The 20,093-nt window shown below is 70.9% G+C and carries 21 protein-coding genes and 1 pseudogene; 2 read left to right on the forward strand and 20 right to left on the reverse strand.

All coding sequences use genetic code 11. The features are described 5' to 3' along the window. Positions 1–10: 10 nt before the first annotated feature. Positions 11–2,023: pseudogene (locus ASG76_RS06320) on the reverse strand (protein meaA); the annotation flags it as partial. A gap of 51 nt (positions 2,024–2,074) precedes the next feature. Beyond that, positions 2,075–2,383 carry an STAS domain-containing protein gene (locus ASG76_RS06325; protein WP_056601410.1) on the reverse strand — a complete coding sequence of 103 codons (309 nt, stop codon included), beginning with the start codon at positions 2,381–2,383 and terminating at the stop codon, positions 2,075–2,077. Between the two features lie 140 nt (positions 2,384–2,523). Here ASG76_RS06325 and ASG76_RS06330 point away from each other — a divergent pair, with 140 nt between their 5' ends. Next, positions 2,524–3,102 (forward strand): cob(I)yrinic acid a,c-diamide adenosyltransferase, encoded by a 579-nt coding sequence (locus ASG76_RS06330; RefSeq protein ID WP_056601412.1) that lies wholly within the window; start codon positions 2,524–2,526, stop codon positions 3,100–3,102. On the opposite strand, the gene ASG76_RS06335 is transcribed toward ASG76_RS06330, so the two are convergent. After that, positions 3,099–4,244 (reverse strand): MFS transporter, encoded by a 1,146-nt coding sequence (locus ASG76_RS06335; protein WP_157558989.1) that lies wholly within the window; start codon positions 4,242–4,244, stop codon positions 3,099–3,101. The two genes, ASG76_RS06330 and ASG76_RS06335, sit on opposite strands and share 4 nt — an antisense overlap. 76 nt (positions 4,245–4,320) lie before the next feature. On the opposite strand from ASG76_RS06335, the gene ASG76_RS06340 reads away from it, so the two are divergent. Then, on the forward strand, positions 4,321–5,292 hold the full coding sequence (locus tag ASG76_RS06340) for a LacI family DNA-binding transcriptional regulator (RefSeq protein ID WP_056602258.1): 972 nt from the start codon (positions 4,321–4,323) through the stop codon (positions 5,290–5,292). A 33-nt stretch (positions 5,293–5,325) separates the two neighbouring features. On the opposite strand, the gene ASG76_RS06345 is transcribed toward ASG76_RS06340, so the two are convergent. The 17 genes from ASG76_RS06345 to rho form a co-directional block, all read right to left on the reverse strand. Then, positions 5,326–5,769, reverse strand: a complete 444-nt coding sequence (locus ASG76_RS06345) for a DUF2550 domain-containing protein (protein ID WP_056602259.1) — start codon at positions 5,767–5,769, stop codon at positions 5,326–5,328. A gap of 78 nt (positions 5,770–5,847) precedes the next feature. Further along, complete coding sequence (locus ASG76_RS06350) at positions 5,848–6,255, reverse strand: F0F1 ATP synthase subunit epsilon (protein ID WP_200948086.1); 408 nt, start codon at positions 6,253–6,255, stop codon at positions 5,848–5,850. Continuing rightward, the gene (gene atpD / locus ASG76_RS06355) at positions 6,255–7,712 is read right to left on the reverse strand and encodes a F0F1 ATP synthase subunit beta (RefSeq protein ID WP_056601416.1); all 1,458 of its coding nucleotides are present in this window, start codon (positions 7,710–7,712) and stop codon (positions 6,255–6,257) included. The genes ASG76_RS06350 and atpD overlap by 1 nt, the downstream gene beginning before the upstream one ends. Positions 7,713–7,715: 3 nt before the next feature. Continuing rightward, on the reverse strand, positions 7,716–8,627 hold the full coding sequence (locus tag ASG76_RS06360) for a F0F1 ATP synthase subunit gamma (protein WP_056601419.1): 912 nt from the start codon (positions 8,625–8,627) through the stop codon (positions 7,716–7,718). A 4-nt stretch (positions 8,628–8,631) separates the two neighbouring features. Next, positions 8,632–10,272, reverse strand: coding sequence for a F0F1 ATP synthase subunit alpha (atpA, locus tag ASG76_RS06365; RefSeq protein ID WP_056601421.1), 1,641 nt, complete (start codon positions 10,270–10,272; stop codon positions 8,632–8,634). 71 nt (positions 10,273–10,343) lie between these two features. Further along, a complete protein-coding gene (locus tag ASG76_RS06370) occupies positions 10,344–11,138 on the reverse strand; it encodes a F0F1 ATP synthase subunit delta (RefSeq protein WP_056601425.1) in 795 nt (264 codons plus the stop codon). Continuing rightward, a complete protein-coding gene (locus tag ASG76_RS06375; RefSeq protein WP_056601429.1) occupies positions 11,138–11,734 on the reverse strand; it encodes a F0F1 ATP synthase subunit B in 597 nt (198 codons plus the stop codon). The genes ASG76_RS06370 and ASG76_RS06375 overlap by 1 nt, the downstream gene beginning before the upstream one ends. Before the next feature lie 30 nt (positions 11,735–11,764). Continuing rightward, complete coding sequence (atpE, locus tag ASG76_RS06380) at positions 11,765–11,953, reverse strand: ATP synthase F0 subunit C (protein WP_200948116.1); 189 nt, start codon at positions 11,951–11,953, stop codon at positions 11,765–11,767. Positions 11,954–12,066: 113 nt separating this feature from the next. Continuing rightward, positions 12,067–12,864 (reverse strand): F0F1 ATP synthase subunit A, encoded by a 798-nt coding sequence (gene atpB, locus ASG76_RS06385; RefSeq protein ID WP_082587317.1) that lies wholly within the window; start codon positions 12,862–12,864, stop codon positions 12,067–12,069. Positions 12,865–12,868: 4 nt separating this feature from the next. Next, positions 12,869–13,150 carry an AtpZ/AtpI family protein gene (locus ASG76_RS06390; protein ID WP_157558990.1) on the reverse strand — a complete coding sequence of 94 codons (282 nt, stop codon included), beginning with the start codon at positions 13,148–13,150 and terminating at the stop codon, positions 12,869–12,871. Beyond that, positions 13,147–13,539 (reverse strand): hypothetical protein, encoded by a 393-nt coding sequence (locus ASG76_RS06395; protein WP_157558991.1) that lies wholly within the window; start codon positions 13,537–13,539, stop codon positions 13,147–13,149. The genes ASG76_RS06390 and ASG76_RS06395 overlap by 4 nt, the downstream gene beginning before the upstream one ends. 156 nt (positions 13,540–13,695) lie before the next feature. Continuing rightward, the gene (locus tag ASG76_RS06400) at positions 13,696–14,958 is read right to left on the reverse strand and encodes an MraY family glycosyltransferase (protein WP_082587318.1); all 1,263 of its coding nucleotides are present in this window, start codon (positions 14,956–14,958) and stop codon (positions 13,696–13,698) included. 3 nt (positions 14,959–14,961) lie between these two features. Then, positions 14,962–15,618: an L-threonylcarbamoyladenylate synthase gene (locus tag ASG76_RS06405; protein ID WP_414858317.1), complete on the reverse strand. Its 657-nt coding sequence runs from the start codon at positions 15,616–15,618 to the stop codon at positions 14,962–14,964. A gap of 5 nt (positions 15,619–15,623) precedes the next feature. Next, entirely contained in the window at positions 15,624–16,463 is an 840-nt protein-coding gene (prmC, locus tag ASG76_RS06410) for a peptide chain release factor N(5)-glutamine methyltransferase (RefSeq protein ID WP_056601443.1), read from the reverse strand. Next, positions 16,464–17,537: a peptide chain release factor 1 gene (gene prfA / locus ASG76_RS06415; RefSeq protein ID WP_056601445.1), complete on the reverse strand. Its 1,074-nt coding sequence runs from the start codon at positions 17,535–17,537 to the stop codon at positions 16,464–16,466. A gap of 81 nt (positions 17,538–17,618) precedes the next feature. Beyond that, positions 17,619–17,858 (reverse strand): 50S ribosomal protein L31, encoded by a 240-nt coding sequence (rpmE, locus tag ASG76_RS06420; RefSeq protein ID WP_056601448.1) that lies wholly within the window; start codon positions 17,856–17,858, stop codon positions 17,619–17,621. Between the two features lie 124 nt (positions 17,859–17,982). Next, entirely contained in the window at positions 17,983–19,971 is a 1,989-nt protein-coding gene (gene rho / locus ASG76_RS06425; RefSeq protein WP_162254092.1) for a transcription termination factor Rho, read from the reverse strand. Positions 19,972–20,093: the final 122 nt, after the last annotated feature.

Genomic DNA, 20,093 nt, shown 5'->3' on the forward strand with positions numbered 1-20,093 from the left:
GGCCCGCGCGTCAGTCCAGGCCGTTGGCCGTGCGGATCACGTCGACGATGCCGTCCATGATCTCGGTGAGCCCGTAGTCCTTCGGCGTGTAGACGGCCGCCACCCCGAGCTCGCGGAGCCTGCGCCCGTCGGAGTCGGGGATGATGCCGCCGACGATGACGGGGACGTCGTCGAGCCCGGCCTCGCGCAGGCCGTCGAGCACGTCGGGCACCAGCTCCATGTGGGAGCCCGACAGGATCGACAGGCCGATGCAGTGGACGTCCTCGGCCACGGCCGCCGCGACGATCTGCTGGGGCGTGAGCCGGATGCCCTGGTAGATCACCTCGAAGCCGGCGTCGCGCGCCCGCACGGCGACCTGCTCGGCGCCGTTGGAGTGGCCGTCGAGCCCGGGCTTGCCCACCAGGAGCCGCAGCCGGCCGCCCAGCTCCTCACCGGTGGCGGCGACCCGCTGGCGCACGGCCGCGAGCTCGGCGCCCGCCTCGGCCGTCGTCGCTCCGGTGACGCCCGTCGGGCCTCGGTACTCGCCGAAGACCTCGCGGAGGGTCGCGGCCCACTCACCGGTGGTGGCGCCGGCCCGGGCCGCAGCCAGGGTCGGGGCCATCAGGTTGGCGTCGGTCTTCGCCGCGGCAGCCAGGGCAGCAAGCGCCTCGGCGACCTCGTCCTCGTCGCGTCCGGCCTTCCACGCCTCCACGCTCGCCCGAGCCGTCTTCTCGGCCTCGGGATCGGCGGCCATGATCGCGCCGTCGAGGTCGGCGGTCAGGGGCGAGGGCTCCGTGGACTCGAACTTGTTGACGCCGACGATGACCTCCTCGCCGGACTCGATGCGCGCGCGGCGCGCGGCGTGGGAGGACACCAGCTCGGACTTCATGTAGTCGACGGCGGCGATCGCTCCGCCCATGTCCTGCACGCGGTCGATCTCGGCCCGGGCGCCCTCGACCAGCTCGGCGACCTTCGCCTCGATGACGTGCGAGCCGTCGAAGATGTCGTCGTACTCCAGCAGGTCGGACTCGAAGGCCAGCACCTGCTGCAGGCGCAGCGACCACTGCTGGTCCCACGGCCGCGGCAGGCCGAGCGCCTCGTTCCACGCCGGCAGCTGGAGCGCGCGGGCGCGAGCGTCCTTGGAGAGGGTGACGCCCAGCATCTCGAGCACGATGCGCTGCACGTTGTTCTCCGGCTGCGCCTCGGTCAGTCCGAGCGAGTTCACCTGCACGCCGTAGCGGAAGCGGCGCATCTTCGGGTCCTGCACGCCGTAGCGCTCGCGGGTGATCTCGTCCCACAGCTGCACGAACGCGCGCATCTTGCAGGTCTCCTCGACGAAGCGGACACCTGCGTTGACGAAGAACGAGATGCGCCCGACGACCGTCTCGAAGTCGTCGTCGGAGACCTGCCCGGCCTGCTTCACCTCGTCGAGCACGGCGATCGCGGTGCTCAGCGCGTAGGCGAGCTCCTGCACGGGCGTGGCGCCGGCCTCCTGCAGGTGGTAGCTGCAGATGTTGATCGGGTTCCACTTCGGGATCTGGTGGACGGTGTAGGCGATCATGTCGGCGATCAGCCGCATCGAGGCCTCGGGCGGGAAGGCGTACGTCCCGCGCGAGAGGTATTCCTTGATGATGTCGTTCTGGGTGGTGCCGGCGAGCTGGGCAGCCACCTCCTCGGGAGAGGAGTCGGGGTTCTGCTCCTCGGCCACCACCTGGTACATCGCGAGCATCCACATCGCGACGGCGTTGATGGTCATCGAGGTGTTCATCTCGGTGAGCGGGATGTCGGCGAAGAGCTTGCGCATCTCACCCAGGTGGGGCACAGGCACGCCGACCTTGCCGACCTCGCCCCGGCTCAGCGGGCTGTCGGGGTCGTAGCCGGTCTGGGTCGGCAGGTCGAACGCGACGCTCAGTCCGGTCTGCCCCTTGGCCAGGTTGGTGCGGTAGAGCGCGTTGGACGCCTCGGCGGTGGAGTGGCCGGCGTACGTGCGCATCACCCAGGGCCGGTCCTTGACCGGACGCTCCGATTCGCTCATGGCGACAGGGTAGGACCCCGGTTACTCCTCAGTCACCGCCCTCGACGTGTGACTGATGCCTCACGCAGTCGCGGCCGCGCGCTCGACCTCGATGGCGTGGGCCAACCGGGTCAGGTGCGCCATGCGCCTCACGGCGGTGCCGGGGTTGCGCACGGTGAGGTGGTGGCCCGAGAGCCAGGCGTGCCGGGTCGCCACCGCGAGCAGGCGCAGGGCGGTGGCATCGATGGTGGTGACCTCGCTCATGTCGACCACGACGTCGGTGTCGCCGTCCTCGAGGCAGGCGTAGATCGCGGCGCGGACCTCCCACGTGCTGCGCACGTCGAAGGCGCCGTGCAGCACGAGCACGGTTCCGTCCCAGGTGATGTCCATCGGGACCCCCTCCTCGACGTCCCCCGACGCCTCTGCGTGACCAGTGTCACTCCTATGACGTCGTTCTACCCCCTCGGGTTGCATCCACGCCTCACCTTTTGCGGCGAGTCTCCACAGGGAGCCCCAGTAGGCTCCGCGGCATGGTCAACCTGACGCGCATCTACACCCGCACCGGCGACGCCGGACGCACCCGGCTCGGCGACATGAGCGAGACCACGAAGACCGACACCCGCCTCGAGGCCTACGCCTGCGTCGACGAGGGCAACGCCCACATCGGGGTCGCCCTGGCCCACGGCGGGCTCGAGGACGACGTCGTCGCGGTGCTCACCCACGTGCAGAACGACCTGTTCGACGTCGGCGCCGACTTCTGCACGCCGGTCGTCGCCGACCCTGAGTACCCGCCGCTGCGGATCGAGCAGGACTACGTCGACCGGCTCGAGGCGTGGTGCGACCACTACAACGAGTCGCTGCCCGCGCTCCGCTCCTTCATCCTCAACGGCGGGAGCGTGGCCGCCGCGCACCTCCACGTCGCGCGCACCGTCGTACGCCGTGCGGAGCGGGCCGGCTGGGCCGCCTGGGCCGAGCACGAGGAGACGATGAACATCCTCGCGATCACCTACCTCAACCGGCTCTCCGACCTCCTCTTCATCCTCGCCCGCCACGCCAACCGCGAGAACGGCGACGTCCTGTGGGTGCCGGGCGGCGAGCGTACGAGCTAGCGCCGCTCGCGCGCTGACGGCACCACCAGCGCGGCGGGCATCAGCAGGACGGCAACGACGAGCAACGCCTTGAGGGTGCCGACCTCGTCGCCCACGAAGCCGAGGAACGGCGGGCCGGCCAGGAAGGCGGCGTAGCCGATCGTCGACACCACGCTGACCCGGGCGGCGGCGCGCCTCGGGTCGTCGGCCGCCGCGCTCATCCCGACCGGGAACCCCAGCGAGGCGCCGACGCCCCACAGGACGATGCCGAGGACCACGAGCGCGGCCGCGTCGGCGAAGACGATCAGCAGCACGCCCGCTGCGGCGAGCACCATCGTCCCCCACAGCACGACCACCCGGCCGAAGCGGTCGATCAGCCCGGTGCCGACGAAGCGTCCGGCGGTCATCGCGAGCACGAACACCGCGAAACCGGCCACGCCCACCGCGTGGGAGACGTCGTGGCCGTCGACGAGCGCGACCGCGAGCCAGTCGTTGGCGGTGCCCTCGGTCATCGCCAGGGCGAGGACCATGACGCCGATCAGCAGGGTGCGCGGCTCGAGCCAGGCGCGGGCCGCGGACGTCCGCTCCTCCTCGTGCGTCTCGGCGACGGGCAGGAAGGCCAGCGACGAGCGCCAGACGAGCGCCAGCGAGACCGCGACGACGACGCCGAGGTGGACGAGCGCCGGCACGTCGAACTCGATCAGCAGCACCCCGAGGAGCGCCCCCACCACCGTTCCTCCGCTGAAGCCGGCGTGGAAGCGTGGCATGATCGCCCGGCCGAGCCCGCGCTCGACCTCGGCGCCCTCGACGTTCATCGCCACGTCCCACACGCCGATGCCGAGGCCGTAGACGAAGAGCCCGGCGACGGTGACGGCGAGCTCGTGGCCCAGGCCCAGCGCGGCGGCCAGCATGCCGACGGTGGCGGCGACGGCTCCCAGGCGCACGACCCGCACGGTGCCGAAGGCGTTGATGGCAGCGCCCGTGGTCGGGAGCGCCAGCACCGATCCCACCGCGATCGACAGCAGGACCAGGCCGAGCTGGCCGTTGGAGAGCCCGAAGCTCGAGCGGGTCTCCGGGATCCTCGAGACCCAGCTGGAGAAGACGAGCCCGTTGAGGAAGAACGTCAGCGCGACGGCGTTGCGGGCGGCGGTCAGCGTGGGCACGGGCAGCTCCTGGCGACGAGCCGGGCCCGCGCGCGAATCGTTTCGATCGAATCGATTCGATGCTACCCTCTCCCCCGTGCCAGGTCCAACCCGCGCCACCACGCTCGCCGACGTCGCGGCCGCGGCGGGGGTGTCGCTCTCCACGGCCTCCCTCGCCTTCTCGGGCAACAAGCCGGTGTCCGCCTCGACGCGCGAGCGCGTGCTCGCTGCGGCTGCCGCGCTCGGCTACGCCGGCCCCAACCCCCTGGCCAGCAACCTGCGTCGCGGACGCAGCGGCGTCGTCGGGATCGCCGTGGGGCAGCTGAGCACGGCGTTCCGCGACCCGGCCGCGCTCCCCATGCTCGACGCGATCTCCCAGGTGCTGGGCGCGGCCGGCCTTGGTCTGCTGCTCATGGGCGACGACGACGAGCACGCCCGCCTGCCGATCGACGCGGCCATCTACGACATCTGCGGGCGCGACAGCTGGGCGGCCTACGACGACCTGGTCGCGCGCGACGTGCCGGTCGTGGTGGTCGAGGGACCGACGTGGCCCGGGGCGACGTACGTCGACATCGAGCACCGCCGCGGGGCGAAGGCCCTGGCCAAGCACCTCCACGACCTCGGGCACCGCCGCGTGGCGACCGTGACCCTCGCGGCCTCCCACGCCCAGCGCGAGCGCGAGGCCGGGCTCCGCGACGTCTTCCCCGACGCCCACGTCGTGGGCGCGTGCGCGAGCGACCTGGGCGCCGCGCAGGCACTCGCCGCCGACTACCTCGCCGGGGATCCGGGGGTGAGCGCCGTGGTGTGCCAGAGCGACGTCCAGGCCGCCGGCGTGGTCCTCGAGGCCCGTCGCCGGGGGCTCCGGGTGCCCGGGGACCTCAGCGTCGCCGGGTTCGACGGCGTGGCCACGCCGTGGCTGGACCTCGAGCTCACGACGGTGGTGCAGCCGCTGGCGGACAAGGGGCGCGCCACGGCCGAGGCCGTGCTCGGTCGCATCGCGGGGGCCGACGTGGCGGACGTGCTGCTCCCGGTGCGGCTGCGCGTCGGTGACTCGACCGGCCCTGCCTGAGCCTGCCTGCCGGCGCAGGACCGCCGGCACCGCTCAGCGGCGGTTCCAGTCCGTGCCGGGAGGGCCGGACTCCAGCCACGACTGGAAACCGGTGAGCGAGGCTTCGCTCATCGCGATCTCCAGCGGCTCGCCGTCGTAGTGGCACGAGGCCACCACGTGGCCGTCGTAGAGCGACATCTCCTCGGGCCCCGCGGGCGCACGGCGCCCGGAGTAGTCGAGCAGGTCACGGGCCCAGACCCGCTTGGGCCGCGGGGACAGCGAGAAGATCCGGAACCACTCCAGCGACTGCCCGGAGTAGCGCCCGATCCCGAGCAGCCAGCCGCGCCCCGGGTGCTCGGTGCGCACGCGATAGCTGAGCTCGAAGGTGCCTCCGTGACGGGCCAGGAGCCGGCGCCGGACGATGAGCGAGATGCCGTAGAGCAGGGCGAGGAGGAGGACCAGCCCGACGAGGTCGAGCACCAGCTCCCAGACCGGCATCCACACCTCCACGAAGCAGTGAGCGCACGAACCCGGCGGTTCGTGCGCTCACCCTAGCGCTCGTGCGAGGAGGCTCCGTCAGGAGGCCCGCTCCGCGGCACGGATGCGTGCCTCGGCTCGGCGTACGGCCTCCTGCGCGGCGTCGTCGTTCTCGCCCGACTCCTTGGCCCGCTCGAGGTCCTGGCGTGCCTTCTCCAGGTCGATCTCGTGCGACATCTCGGCCCGCTCGGACAGGATCGAGACCCGGTTGTCGGCGACCGAGAGGAACCCGGCGTCGACGGCGGCGATCCACGTCTCGCCCTCCACCGTCTGCACGTCGACCACTCCCTCGATGATCGAGGAGAGCAGTGGCGCGTGGTTGGGCAGGATGCCGACGTCGCCCTCGGTGGTGCGGGCGATGACCATCGTGGCCTGGCCCGACCAGACGAGCCGGTCGGCAGCGACCAGCTCGACCTGAAGGACCTTGTCCGCGGCCAGGTCGGCCATCAGAGGCTCTTCTGGATCTCGGCCCACTTCTGCTCGACGTCGTCCAGACCGCCGCACATGAAGAAGGCCTGCTCGGCCACGTGGTCGTACTCGCCGTCGGCGATCTTGTTGAACGCCTCGATGGTGTCGGCCACGGGGACCGTCGAGCCCTCGATGCCGGTGAACTGCTTGGCGACGTAGGTGTTCTGCGACAGGAAGCGCTGGATGCGGCGCGCCCGCGACACGATGATGCGGTCCTCCTCGGACAGCTCGTCGACGCCGAGGATCGCGATGATGTCCTGCAGCTCCTTGTTGCGCTGGAGGATCTGCTTGACGCGGACCGCACACCGGTAGTGGTCGTCGCCGATGTACTGCGGGTCGAGGATCCGCGAGGTCGACGTCAGCGGGTCCACGGCCGGGTAGATGCCGAGCGAGGCGATCTCGCGCGACAGCTCGGTCGTGGCGTCCAGGTGGGCGAACGTCGTGGCCGGGGCCGGGTCGGTGTAGTCGTCGGCGGGGACGTAGATCGCCTGCAGCGACGTGATCGAGTGACCACGCGTCGAGGTGATGCGCTCCTGCAGCTGACCCATCTCGTCGGCGAGGTTGGGCTGGTAGCCCACCGCGGACGGCATGCGGCCGAGCAGCGTGGAGACCTCGGAGCCGGCCTGGGTGAAGCGGAAGATGTTGTCGATGAAGAGCAGCACGTCCTGCTTCTGCACGTCGCGGAAGTACTCCGCCATCGTGAGGGCGGACAGGGCGACCCGCAGGCGCGTGCCCGGCGGCTCGTCCATCTGGCCGAAGACGAGGGCGGTCTGGCCGAGGACGCCGGCCTCCTCCATCTCGACGATGAGGTCGTTGCCCTCGCGGGTGCGCTCGCCGACACCGGCGAACACCGACACACCACCGTGGTCCTTCGCGACGCGCGCGATCATCTCCTGGATGAGCACGGTCTTGCCGACGCCGGCACCACCGAACAGGCCGATCTTGCCGCCCTGGACGTAGGGGGTGAGGAGGTCGATGACCTTGATGCCGGTCTCGAACATCTGGGTCTTGGACTCCAGCTGGTCGAAGGCCGGCGCCTTGCGGTGGATGCCCCAGCGCTCGGCGGGCTCGAAGACCTCGCCCTCGGCGAGGTTGAGGACGTCGCCGGTGGTGTTGAAGACGTGACCGAGGGTCGCGTCGCCGACGGGCACGGTGATCGACTCACCGGTGTCGTGGACCTGGCCGCCGCGGACCAGTCCGTCGGTGGGCTTCATCGAGATGGCGCGGACCATGCCGTCACCGATGTGCTGGGCGACCTCGAGGATGATCGAGTGGGTCTCCCCGCTCAGCTCGAACTCGCACGTGAGCGCGTTGTAGAGCGGCGGCATCGAGTCGGACGGGAACTCGATGTCCACGACCGGGCCGATGACGCGGGCGATGCGGCCCACGCCGCCGGCGGAGGCAGTCGCCGCGGACTCGTTGATGGTGGCAGTCATATCTCATTCACTCCCGGCTTGTGCGTCGGCGAGCGCGTTGACGCCTCCGACGATCTCGCTGATCTCTTGGGTAATGCCAGCCTGGCGGGCCTGGTTGGCGATGCGCTTGTACTTCTTGATGAGCTCGTCGGCGTTGTCGGTCGCGGCCTTCATCGCCTTCTGGCGAGCCGCCAGCTCCGAGGCCGCAGCCTGGAGCAGGGCGAAGAAGATCCGGCTCTGGACGTAGCGCGGCAGCAACGAGTCGAGCACGTCGCTCGGCGAGGGCTCGAACTCGTAGAGCGGCAGCAGGTCGTCCTTCTCCGGCGCCTCGGTGCCCTCGACGACCTCCAGCGGGAGGAGTCGTACGGCGGTGGGCTCCTGCGACAGCATCGACCGGAACCGCGTGTAGACCACGTGCACCTCGTCGACACCACCGTCGCCCTCCTCGGCGAGGAAGGTCTCGATGAGCGTGGCGCCGATCTCGGCTGCCACGTCGTAGGTCGGCTGGTCGGAGAAGCCCGTCCACGACCGCACCACGGCACGCTGGCGGAACTTGAAGTAGGCCTCGCCCTTGCGACCGGAGGTGTAGAGGTCGACGGCCTTGCCCTCGCCCTTGAGCTTCTCGACGAGCCGCTCGGCCTCCTTGAGCACGCTCGAGGAGTAGGCGCCGGCCAGACCACGGTCGGAGGTGACGATCAGGACCGCCGCCTTCTTGGGGTCCTCCGGCTCCACGGTGAGGGCGTGGTCGACGTTGGAGAACGTCGCCACGGCCGACACCGCACGGGTGAGCTCGCGGGCGTAGGGCGCGGCGGCCTGGGCCCGCTGCTGCGCCTTGATGATGCGGGACGCAGCGATGAGCTCCATGGCACGCGTGATCTTCTTCATCGACTCCGTCGACTTGATCCGCGCGCGGTACTCGCGTACCGAGAGAGCCATCGTCTCAGCCCCGCTTCTGCTTGACGATCTGCTCCTGCTCGACGTCCTCGTCCTCGAGAGCGACGTGCTCCTCCTTGCCGGCCTTGATGCTCTGGCCGTCGGAGGTCTCGAACTGGTCGAGGAAGGAGTCGTAGGCCTGGGCCAGCTGGTCCTCGGTGGAGTCCTCGAACTTCGAGGTCTCGCGGATGCCGGCGAGGATGCCCTCGTGGCTGCGGCGCAGGTAGTCGAGGAACTCGTTCTCGAAGCGCAGCACGTCGTCGGTCGGGACCTTGTCGAGGCGACCCGACGTGCCGGTCCACAGGGAGACGGTCATCTCCTCGACCGGGTACGGCGAGTACTGCGGCTGCTTGAGCAGGGCCATCAGGCGCTGGCCCCGGTCGAGCTGCTGGCGCGAGGCGGCGTCGAGGTCGGAGGCGAACATGGCGAACGCCTCCATGGCGCGGAACTGCGCCAGGTCGACCTTGAGCGAGCCGGTGACGGCCTTCATGGCCTTCGTCATCGCCGAGCCACCCACGCGCGAGACCGAGACACCCACGTCGATCGCCGGGCGCTGGTTGGCCGCGAACAGGTCGGACTGGAGGAAGATCTGGCCGTCGGTGATCGAGATGACGTTGGTCGGGATGAACGCCGAGACGTCGTTGGCCTTGGTCTCGATGATCGGCAGGCCCGTCATCGAGCCCTTGCCCATCTCGTCGGACAGCTTCGCGCAACGCTCGAGCAGCCGGCTGTGCAGGTAGAACACGTCGCCGGGGTAGGCCTCGCGACCCGGCGGGCGACGCAGCAGCAGCGACACGGCACGGTAGGCCTCGGCCTGCTTGGTCAGGTCGTCGAAGACGATCAGGACGTGCTTGCCGGCGTACATCCAGTGCTGGCCGATGGCCGAGCCGGTGTAGGGGGCGAGGTACTTGAAGCCGGCGGAGTCGGACGCCGGCGAGGCCACGATGGTCGTGTACTCCAGGGCGCCGGCCTCCTCGAGGGCACCACGCACGGAGGCGATGGTCGAGCCCTTCTGGCCGATGGCGACGTAGATGCAGCGCACCTGCTTGTCCGGGTCGCCGGACTCCCAGTTGGCCTTCTGGTTGATGATCGTGTCGATCGCGATCGTGGTCTTGCCGGTCGCGCGATCACCGATGATGAGCTGGCGCTGGCCGCGGCCGATGGGCGTCAGCGCGTCGATGGCCTTGATGCCGGTCGCGAGCGGCTCGTGCACGGACTTGCGCACCATCACGCCGGGAGCCTGGAGCTCGAGCGCACGGCGCTCGTCGGAGGCGATGTCGCCCAGGCCGTCGATCGGGTTGCCGAGCGGGTCGACGACGCGGCCGAGGTAGTTCTCGCCCACGGGCACCGAGAGGATCTCGCCCGTGCGACGCACGACCTGGCCCTCCTCGATCTTGTCGAAGTCACCCAGGACCACGACACCGACCTCGCGGGTGTCGAGGTTGAGCGCGATGCCGAGCGTGCCGTCCTCGAACTCGAGCAGCTCGTTGGCCATGACCGAGGGCAGGCCGCTCACGCGGGCGATGCCGTCGGCGGCCTCGGCCACCGTGCCGACCTCTTCCTTGGCCGTCGAGTCGGGCTTGTAGTCCGACACGAAGCGCTGAAGCGCGTCCCGGATCTCGTCCGGACGGATGGACAGCTCCGTCATTTCATCTCACCTGTTCTCTGCCTGTGCATGAATGTTGTGGTGCTCGAAAAGTGTGTGGTGCGGGACCGGCGTCAGCCGGCGAGCCTGCGCGCGGCGTCGTCGAGCCGGCTGGACACGGTGCCGTCGATGACGTCGTCACCGATCTCCACCCTGATCCCGCCGATGACGTCGGGGTCGACGATGACGTTGAGGTGCACGTCACGACCGTAGGTGCGCGCCAGCACACCCGCCAGGCGCTCGCGGTCGGGTGCGGCGAGGGGACGCGCGACGCGTACGGTCGCCACCCCCTGGCCGCGGACCTCGGCCGCGACCTTCTGGTAGGCGGCCAGTGCGACCGACACCGTGCGGTGGCTGCCCGACAGCGACTGCTGCACGAGGGCCACCGTGGCGGGGAGCACCTTGTCGCCGAGCAGGCCCGTGACGAGATCCGCCTTGTCGCCCCGGCTGCGAGCCGGGTCGGACAGGGCGTCGCGCAGCCCGGGGTTCGACTGCACGAGGCGACCCACCGCGAAGACCTCGTCCTCGAGGCGACCGGCGTCACCGCCGGCGGATCGCACCGTCGCCACGACGCCGAGCTGCTCGAGGGCGTCGCCCAGGTCGCGGCCCGCCGTCCACCGGTGCGAGACCGCAGCGGTGACGACGGCGAGTGCCTCGGGCGAGACCTTGCCGGCGAGCACTCCGCGGAGCAGCTCGGCCTTGGCCTCGCCCGGGATCGACACGTCGGTCGCGACCCGGCGCAGGCCCGGCTCGGAGCGGATCAGGTCCGCCGTCCCGAACAGGTCCTGGCCCACCCGACCCAGGTCGCCGGTGCCCGGGAGCACTGCGGCGGCCGCGGCGTAGGCGTCTGCGGACGCGCCTCGCATCATCAGTTGACACTCCCCGGGGTGGTGCCGTTGTCGGCACCGACCGTCTGGGCCTCGAGGTCGGCGAGGAAACGCTCGACGACGCGGCTCTGGCGAGCCTCGTCCTCCAGGCTCTCGCCGACGATGCGACCGGCGAGGCCGGTCGCGAGCGAGCCGACCTCGGCACGGAGCGAGGTGACCGCCTGCTGGCGCTCGGCCTCGATCTGCGCCTTGCCGTGCTCGACGATGCGGGTGGACTCGGCCTGGGCCGTCTCCCGCATCTCGGCGACGATCTGGGCGCCCTGCTCACGCGCCTCCTCGCGGATGCGCGCGGCCTCGTGCCGGGCGTCGGCGAGCTGCTTCTCGAGCTCGGCGAGCTTGGCGTCGGCCTCGGCCTGCTTGGACTCGGCCGCGGCGATGCCACCCTCGATCGCCTGGGTGCGCTCGGCGAAGGTCTGCTCGAAGCGCGGGGCCACGAACTTCCAGATGAGGAAGAGCAGCAGGCCGAAGACGACGAGCGACAGGGCGAACTCGACAGGCACGAAGCCGAGCGGGTTCTCCGGGGCGTGGCCGCCCTCGGTGGGCTCGGTTCCCTCCGCGAGGAAGATCAGATTCTGCATGGCAGTCCTAGGTCAGAGAGGGCGTGTACGTCAGCTGAGGACGAACGCGAGGGCGATACCGATGATCGCGAGGGCCTCGGCCAGGGCGAAGCCCAGGATGGCGATCGACTGCAGGCGGCCCTGGGCCTCGGGCTGACGGGCGACGCCGGAGATGTAGGCCGCGAAGATCAGGCCGATACCGATACCGGGGCCGATGGCCGCCAGACCGTAGCCGACCATGTTGAGCGAGCCGTTGAGAGTGCCGTCCACGGCAATTTCCTTTCGGTTGGTGCTACTTCAAGTGGGGTTGAGCTAGGGATGGAGCAGATCGTGGGGTGGTGCGACCCGGGGGCTCAGTGCTCGTCGGCGAGAGCGCCCGAGATGTACATGGCGTTGAGCAGGGTGAAGACGTAGGCCTGGAGGAACTGGACCAGGAGCTCGAGGAACGAGATCGCGATGGCCAGGACCCACGCCAGCGGGCCGGCGACGTAGCCGACGCCGCCGTACTCGAGCAGGAACAGGCCGCCGGTCGAGAACAGGATCAGCAGCAGGTGGCCCGCGAACATGTTGGCGAACAGACGCAGTGCCAGCGTGACCGGGCGGACCAGGATGTTGGAGAAGAACTCGAGCGGGACCAGGAGCGGGTACATGAAGGGGCTCACGCCCGAGGGCACGCTCTGCAGCTTGAGGTAGCCCAGGAGGCCGTGCTTCTTGATGCCGACCGCGTTGTAGATGACCCAGCTCAGACCCGCGAGCGCGTAGGCCATCGAGGCGCGCGAGAACGTGGGGAACTGGATCGCCGGGATCGAGGCGAAGGCGTTGTTGATGAGGATGAAGAAGAAGAGGGTCACCAGGTAGGGCACGAACTTGATGAAGTCGTGGCTGCCGATGATGTCGCGGCCGATCGAGTTGCGGACCATGCCGTAGGCGCTCTCGCCGGCGAACTGCAGGCGGCCCGGCACGAGGGTGGCGCGGCGGAACGCGGCGTAGAAGAACACGAACACGACGAGGGCACCGAGCACGAGCTGGACCATCGGCTTGGTGACCGCGAGGCCGCCGAGGTGGAACAGGGGGACCTCGGAGAAGTCGAAGCTGTTGGGTCCGGGCGAGACGAATTCGCCGCCGGACTCAGCCATGTTGATGCCGAACATCGAGTCAATCTCCTCGGTGCTTGTCTTCGTGAGCACTTGCCTTGTTGAACCGTGCGTATGTCATGTAGATCCCGAAGCCGGCACCCACGAGGATGCCGATCGCCACGAGGAAGGTCGTTCCGATCCACCGATCGAGTGCCCAGCCAGCGATTCCGTAGAACGCCACACCGGAGACGATGTAGCCGAAGGCGTGCCAGGGGTCGCCCTTGGGGGAATCGTCGGATGGGGCCGTCGGGGGAAGCTGTCGAGCCATCGCGCCCCGCACACTAGCAGCGGATTCGGTCATCGCTCACCCCCGGGGTGAGGCTCCGGCCGGTCCGCGGCGGGGACCGCGTCACGGGTCTCGAAGGCCGGGATCCGCTGGCGCGTGGCGGCGACCAGCTGGCCCACCACCCACAGGGCCGTGACGGCGATGACGCCCGCCGCGAACCATCCGCGCGACAGCGTCGCGGCGTCGAACACCGCGTCGATCGTGCCGACACAGACGGCGAGCGCGAGCAGCTGGAGCACGTAGGTCATCAGCGCCACGAGCAGCGAGGCGGACGGCAGCACCCGTGCGACCGCGCTCACCGAGGCGACGCCGAGCGCGAAGACGACCAGCGTCAGCACGCCTCCCGAGGCTGCTCCGAGGATCGCAGGGCGACCCTCGACCACAGTGGCGACGACGGTCAGCACGACCACTGCGCCTGCACCGGCCGCAAGGGCCCCCAGCAGCGGGGACGACCCTCTGCGGGTCGTGTGCGTCGACGCGGTCGTCATGGTGGCGGCCTGTCCGTGGGGGTCGGTCTGGGTGCTCGTGAAAACTATCACAAAGTCCTCCGTGCCTCCGCATCAGCGTCCCGCGACGCCCTCCCCCGACCCGTCGGCCGGCTGGCTGACCGGCTGGTCCACCGGCTGGTCCTCGGGCTCCTCCCCCGGCTCCCCCGCCTCCTCGAGGCGGCCCTCGACGAGGGCGTTCTCGGGCAGTCCGGTGTCACCGAGGCCCGTCTTCGGAGGTCGGTGGAGCTTGGGCAGCACGAACGTCATGGTGACCGTGAGCGCCAGCATGGACCCCAGGCTCCACCACACCCACGGATCGTCGAAGAGGCTCACGATCACGGCACCGGTCGCCAGGGTGAACGCCCAGAGCCACATGATGAGGACCGCACGGCGCTGGGAGTGGCCGATCTCGAGGAGCCGGTGGTGGAGGTGCTGCTTGTCGGCACTCATCGGCGAGCGACCCGCCCGCGTCCGGCGTACGACGGCGAGCACGAGGTCGACCATCGGCACCATCAGCAGCGAGATCGGCAGCAGCACGGGCAGCACGGTCACGAAGAGGCTGTTGCCCTCGGTGTTGGGCATGCCGAAGAACTGCCCCGTCAGCGTGAGGGCGCTCGCGGAGAGCACCAGCCCGATCAGCATCGACCCGGAGTCGCCCATGAACAGCCGGGCGGGGTGGAAGTTGTGGGGGAGGAAGCCGGCGCAGGCACCGGCCAGCGCAGCGCTGAGCAGGGCCCCGGTGGTGGCCAGGGTGAGGTTGTTCTGGTCGGAGAGCATGTAGCAGTAGAGGAAGAACGCGGACGCGCCGATGCCGACGATCCCGGCCGCGAGCCCGTCGAGCCCGTCGACGAAGTTGACCGCGTTCATCGTGCCGATGACCACGACGAGGGTCAGCAGCGCGCCCTGGGCGTCGTCGAGGGCGAACTGGGTGCCGTCCGCGCTCGGGAAGTAGTAGAACCGCACGCCCATGACCACGAGCAGGCCGGCCGCGAGCACCTGTCCCCCGAGCTTGGTGAGCGCGTCGAGGTCGAAGATGTCGTCGATCACCCCGACCGCGCACACCAGCGCTCCGGCCAGGAGCACGACGCCGGCGTCCTTGAAGACGAAGCCCTCGCTGCGCAGGCCCAGGAACGGCAGCTCGCGTGCGACCAGGTAGGCCGCGGAGAGGCCGCCGAGCATCGCCAGCCCCCCGAGGTAGGGGATCGGCTCGGCGTGGACGTCACGGTCGCGCACGGCGGCCACCGCACCGGTGCGCAGGGCGATCTCGCGCGCGATGACGGTGAGCAGGTAGGTCACCGACAGGGCGACCAGGAAGACGAGGAGGTACTCCCGCACGCCTCAGGCCTCGTCCGCGAGCACGACGCCGTGCTCCTCGAGCACGGCGTTGAGCGCGTCGAGCGAGAGGGCACCCAGGCGCAGGACCCGGCCCTGGGGGACCGTGACGTCGATGATCGTGGAGGCCTCGCCGCCGGGCGAGGTGCCGCCGTCGACGATGACCGCGACGGACTCGCCCAGCATCTCCTGGGCGGCCCCGGCGTCGGTGGCGGCAGGCCGGCCGGTGGTGTTGGCGGAGCTGACCGCGAGCGGCCCGGTGCGCTCCAGGACGGCGAGCGCCACCTCGTCGTCGGGCATGCGCACCGCGACGGTGCCCCGGGTCTCCCCCAGGTCCCACATGAGCGAGGCCTGCTGGCGGCACACGAGGGTCAGCGGACCGGGCCAGAACTCCTCCACGAGGGCGCGGGCCCACGGGGGCACGCCCTCGGCGAGCGCGTCCAGCGTGGTGGCCGCGGACACCAGCACGGGCGGCGGCATCTCGCGACCACGCCCCTTGGCGTCGAGCAGTGCCTGCACGGCCTCGTGCGAGAACGCGTCCGCGGCGATGCCGTAGACGGTGTCGGTGGGGATCACCACCAGCTGCCCACGTCGTACGGCGGCAGCCGCGGCGCTGACCGCGGTCTCCCGCTCCTCCTCCGTCGAGGTCTCGAACCTGTCCACGGCGCTCATCGTGCCAGCCGGGCGGTCACGTAGCGCGCCCGACCCGCGAGGTCACGGTGGTCGACCACGTCGGTCCAGCGGCCGGTGGCGGCGAAGAGCGCCGGCGCCGACTCGCCCTGGACGTCGGCGTGCTCGGCCCCCACCGCTCCCCCGGGCCGCAGCAGCAGGGCTGCGCGACGCTCGAGGACGCGCATCGCGTCGAGGCCGTCCTGGCCGGAGAAGAGGGCGAGGTGCGGGTCGTGGTCGCGCGCCTCGGCGGCGACCGACTCCCAGGCCTCGAGCGGGATGTAGGGCGGGTTGCACACCACCACGTCGACGCTGCCGCGCAGGTCGTCGCACGCGGTGGCGAGGTCGCCGTGGCGCAGGTCGACCCCGCTGCCGGCGAGGTTGCGCTCGGCCCAGGCCAGCGCACCCTCGTCGAGCTCGACCGCGTGGACCTGCGCGCCCGGCACCTCGTCGGCGACGGCCTTGGCGATGGCGCCCGATCCCGTGCAGAGGTCGACGACCACGGGCGACGGCACGAGCGCGGCCTGCTCGATCGCCCAGCCCGCGAGCAGCTCGGTCTCGGGACGGGGCACGAAGACCCCGGGACCGACGGCGAGCTCGACGTGGCGGAAGGCGGCGGTGCCGGTCAGGTGCTGCAGCGGCTCGCGGGCCGCGCGGCGCGCCACCAGGGCGTCGTACGCCGTGCGCTGGGCGTCGTCGAGGTCGTCCACCAGCGGGAGCCGGCCCAGGCCGACCCCGAGCACGTGGGCGAGCAGGAGGTCGGCGTCGCGCTCGGGCGAGGCGACCCCGGCGTCACGCAGCGCGGACGCGGCGCCCCGCCGGGCGGCGCTGGCGCGCACTCAGGACTCCAGTGCGGCGAGCCGGACCGCGAGGTCGGCCTCGACGCAAGAGTCGAGCACCGGCTGCAGGTCGCCGTCGAGCACCTGGTCGAGGTTGTAGGACTTGTATCCGGTGCGGTGGTCGGAGATGCGGTTCTCGGGGAAGTTGTAGGTGCGGATCCGCTCCGAGCGGTCCACCGTGCGCACCTGGCTCCGACGGGCCTCGCTGGCCTCCGCGTCGGCGGCCTCCTGCGCAGCGGCGAGCAGCCGGGCCCGCAGGATGCGCATCGCGGACTCCTTGTTCTGCAGCTGGCTCTTCTCGTTCTGGCAGCTCGCCACGATCCCCGTCGGGAGGTGGGTGATGCGCACCGCGGAGTCGGTGGTGTTGACGCTCTGGCCACCGGGGCCGCTGCTGCGGTAGACGTCGATGCGCAGGTCGTTGTCGTCGACGGTGACGTCGACCTGCTCGGCCTCGGGCATGACCAGCACGCCCGCGGCGGAGGTGTGCACGCGACCCTGGGACTCGGTGACCGGCACGCGCTGGACGCGGTGCACCCCGCCCTCGAACTTGAGCAGGGCGTACGGCGCCTGGCCGGGCTCGACGGTGCCGCGGGCCTTCACGGCCGCCGTCACCGACTTGTAGCCGCCGAGGTCGGACTCGGTCGCGTCGATCACCTCCACGCTCCAGCCCCGGGCCTCGGCGTAGCGGGAGTACATCCGCAGCAGGTCGCCGGCGAAGAGCGCCGACTCCTCACCACCCTCCCCGGACTTGATCTCGAGCAGGGCGTCCTTGCCGTCGGCGGCGTCACGCGGCACCAGCAGGCGCCGGAGTCGCTCCTCGGCCCGCTCGCGCCGTACGGCGAGCTCGTCGGCCTCGCGGGCGAAGGCCTCGTCGTCCCCGGACAGCTCGCGCGCCGCCTCCAGGTCCTCGCCGAGCCGGATCCACTCCTCCCACGTCGTGACGACCGCGGTCAGCTCGGCGTAGCGCTGGTTGAGCTGCTTGGCCAGGCGCTGGTCGGAATGGGTCTCGGGGAGCGCGAGCCTCTGCTCGAGATCGGCGTGCTCCGCGCGCATGCCCTCGACGGCCTCGAACACGATGCTGCTCCTCTGGTGGTGTGGACAGACGACAAGGCGCCGGCCACCCGCACGGAGCGGGCGACCGGCGCCTGACGTGGACTACTTGCTCTCGGCCTTCTCCGGCTGGGCAGCAGCCTTCTTGCCGTAGCGGGACTCGAACCGGGCGACGCGGCCGCCGGTGTCGAGGATCTTCTGCTTGCCGGTGTAGAACGGGTGGCACTGCGAGCAGACATCGGCGTGGATCGAGCCGGAGGTCGCGGTGCTACGGGTGGTGAACGACGCGCCGCAGGTGCAGGTGACGGCGGTCTCGACGTAGTCGGGGTGAGTGTCCTTCTTCATGGTTTCCTCTCGAATTGCTCCGGGTCGCCTGCGTGGATCGCATGTGACGTGAACCGGAACCGACGCACAAGTGTGCCACCGGTCTGAACAACGGCGCCAATCCGCAGATTCCCGCCCGGGCAGGTCAGCGGGAGCCGATCACCTTGGCGACGGCCTGGGCGGAGTCGGCGGCCGCGAGCTGCTTGCGCAGGTCGCCCACGACGGCCCCCTCGGCGGGTGCCAGCAGCTTCTCCTCGTGGCGGGTGCCCGAGGCCGCGACGTCGACCGCCGGCAGGATCCCGCGAGCCGCGAGCTCGGCGCTCAGCACCAGCTCGAGGTTGGCGGTGCCGGCGAGCTCCTCGAGGAAGAACTCGTCGGTCGCCGAGCCCGTGCCGACGGCGACCGTCGCGAGGATCGTCAGCGATCCGGCGTCCTCGATCTTGCGGGCGGCGCCGAAGAACTCCTTCGTCGGGTGGACCGCGGAGGCGTCCACCAGCCCGCCCAGCACCCGCCCGTTGGCGGGGGCGGCGAGGTTGTAGGCGCGCCCCAGTCGCGTGAGCGAGTCGAGGAGCACCACGACGTCGTGGCCCAGCTCGACCAGGCGCTTGGCCCGCTCGATCGCCAGCTCGGCGACGAGGGTGTGGTCGGCGGGCTGGCGGTCGAAGGTCGAGGCCACGACCTCGCCCTTGACGGCGCGCTGGAAGTCGGTGACCTCCTCCGGGCGGGTGTCGACCAGCACCACCATCACGTGGCACTCGGGGTTGTTGGTCGTCACCGACCGCGCGATCGACTGCAGCAGGGTCGTGGCGCCCGAGCGCGGCGGGGCCAGGATGAGCCCGCGCTGGCCCTTGCCGACCGGCGCCGCGATGTCGACGACCTTGCCGGCCAGGTTGGACTCGTCGGTGGCGAACCGCAGTCGCTGGTGCGGGTGCACCGGGACGGCGTCGCCGAACTCCGGACGCTCCTTGGCGCCCTCGGCCTCGGTGCCGTTGACGCTGTCGATGCGGACCATCGGGTTGAACTTCTCGCGCCGCTCGCCCTCGCGCGGCTGACGGACCTGGCCGACGACCGCGTCTCCGCGCCGGAGGTGGTACTTGCGGACCATCGAGAGCGACAGGTAGACGTCCTCCGGGCCGGGCAGGTATCCCGACGTACGCACGAACGCGCAGTTGTCGAGCACGTCGAGGATGCCGGCAGCCGGCACCAGCACGTCGTCCTCGAGGATCGTGGTGTCAGGCTCGTTGCGGGCACCGCCCGCCACGCGCGCGACGGTGCGGTCGCGACCGCGACGGCGACGGTTGCGACGGCTGCCGCCCTCGCCGTCGTCGTCGTCATCGTGCTGCTGGCCCTGGTTCAGGTTCTGCTGCTGCCGGTCCTGCTGCTGGCGGTCCTGTTGCCGGTCCTGCTGGCGCTCCTGCTGCTGGCGGTCCTGCTGGCGGTCCTGCTTCTGCTCGGCCTGCTCGACCTGCTTCTGGCCCTTGTCCTGCTTCTGCCTGTCCTGGCCCTGCTTGTCCTGGCCCTGCTTGTCCTGGCCCTGCTTGTCCTGGCCCTGCTTGTCCTGCCGGGCACCCTTCTCGGACTGCTTCGGCTCGGACTGCTTCGGCTCGGACTGCTGCTCCGGCTGCTGCTTCTGCGGCTCGGGCTGGCGCTGCTCGGCCTGCTTCTGCTCGGCCTGCTCGACCTGGCGCTGCTTGCGCGTGCGGGTGCGCACGGTCGTCTGCGGGGCCGGCTCGGACTGCACCGGGGCCTCGACGGTCTCCGCCGCCTGCGGCGCGACGGCCTCGGCCTGCGGCTGCTGGTCCTGCGGCTGCTGGTCCTGCGACTGGGCCTGGGCCTGCTTCTGGGGCTGGGCAGCAGCCGGCAACTGGGCGGCCTTGATCGCCTCGACCAGCTGCGCCTTCTTCATCGAGCCGGCGCCTGCGACGCCGAGGCCGGCGGCCATCGACTTCAGGTCGGCCAGGAGCATCGAGCCCAGGCCGGCCGACTTCGACGCCGACCTCGCGGCTGCCTTCTTCGCGGGCTTCGCCACGGCATCGGGAGCGGCATCGGGAGCGGCATCGGGAGCGGCATCGGGGGCAGCGTCGGGAGCCGCGTCCTGCTGCTCGGCAGGGGTGGCGGAGGGAGTCTCGGTCACGTGGATCCTTCGCACGTTGCGTCGCCCGCGACGACCGGCGAGCGGCCTGCGAGGCGGATGGTGGTCGCCCGTGCGCGCGGACAGGAGTGTCCGGGACGGGCAGGTGCGCCGAACGGCGCGGC

Source organism: Nocardioides sp. Soil774 (genome assembly GCF_001428125.1).
Lineage (GTDB): Bacteria > Actinomycetota > Actinomycetes > Propionibacteriales > Nocardioidaceae > Nocardioides.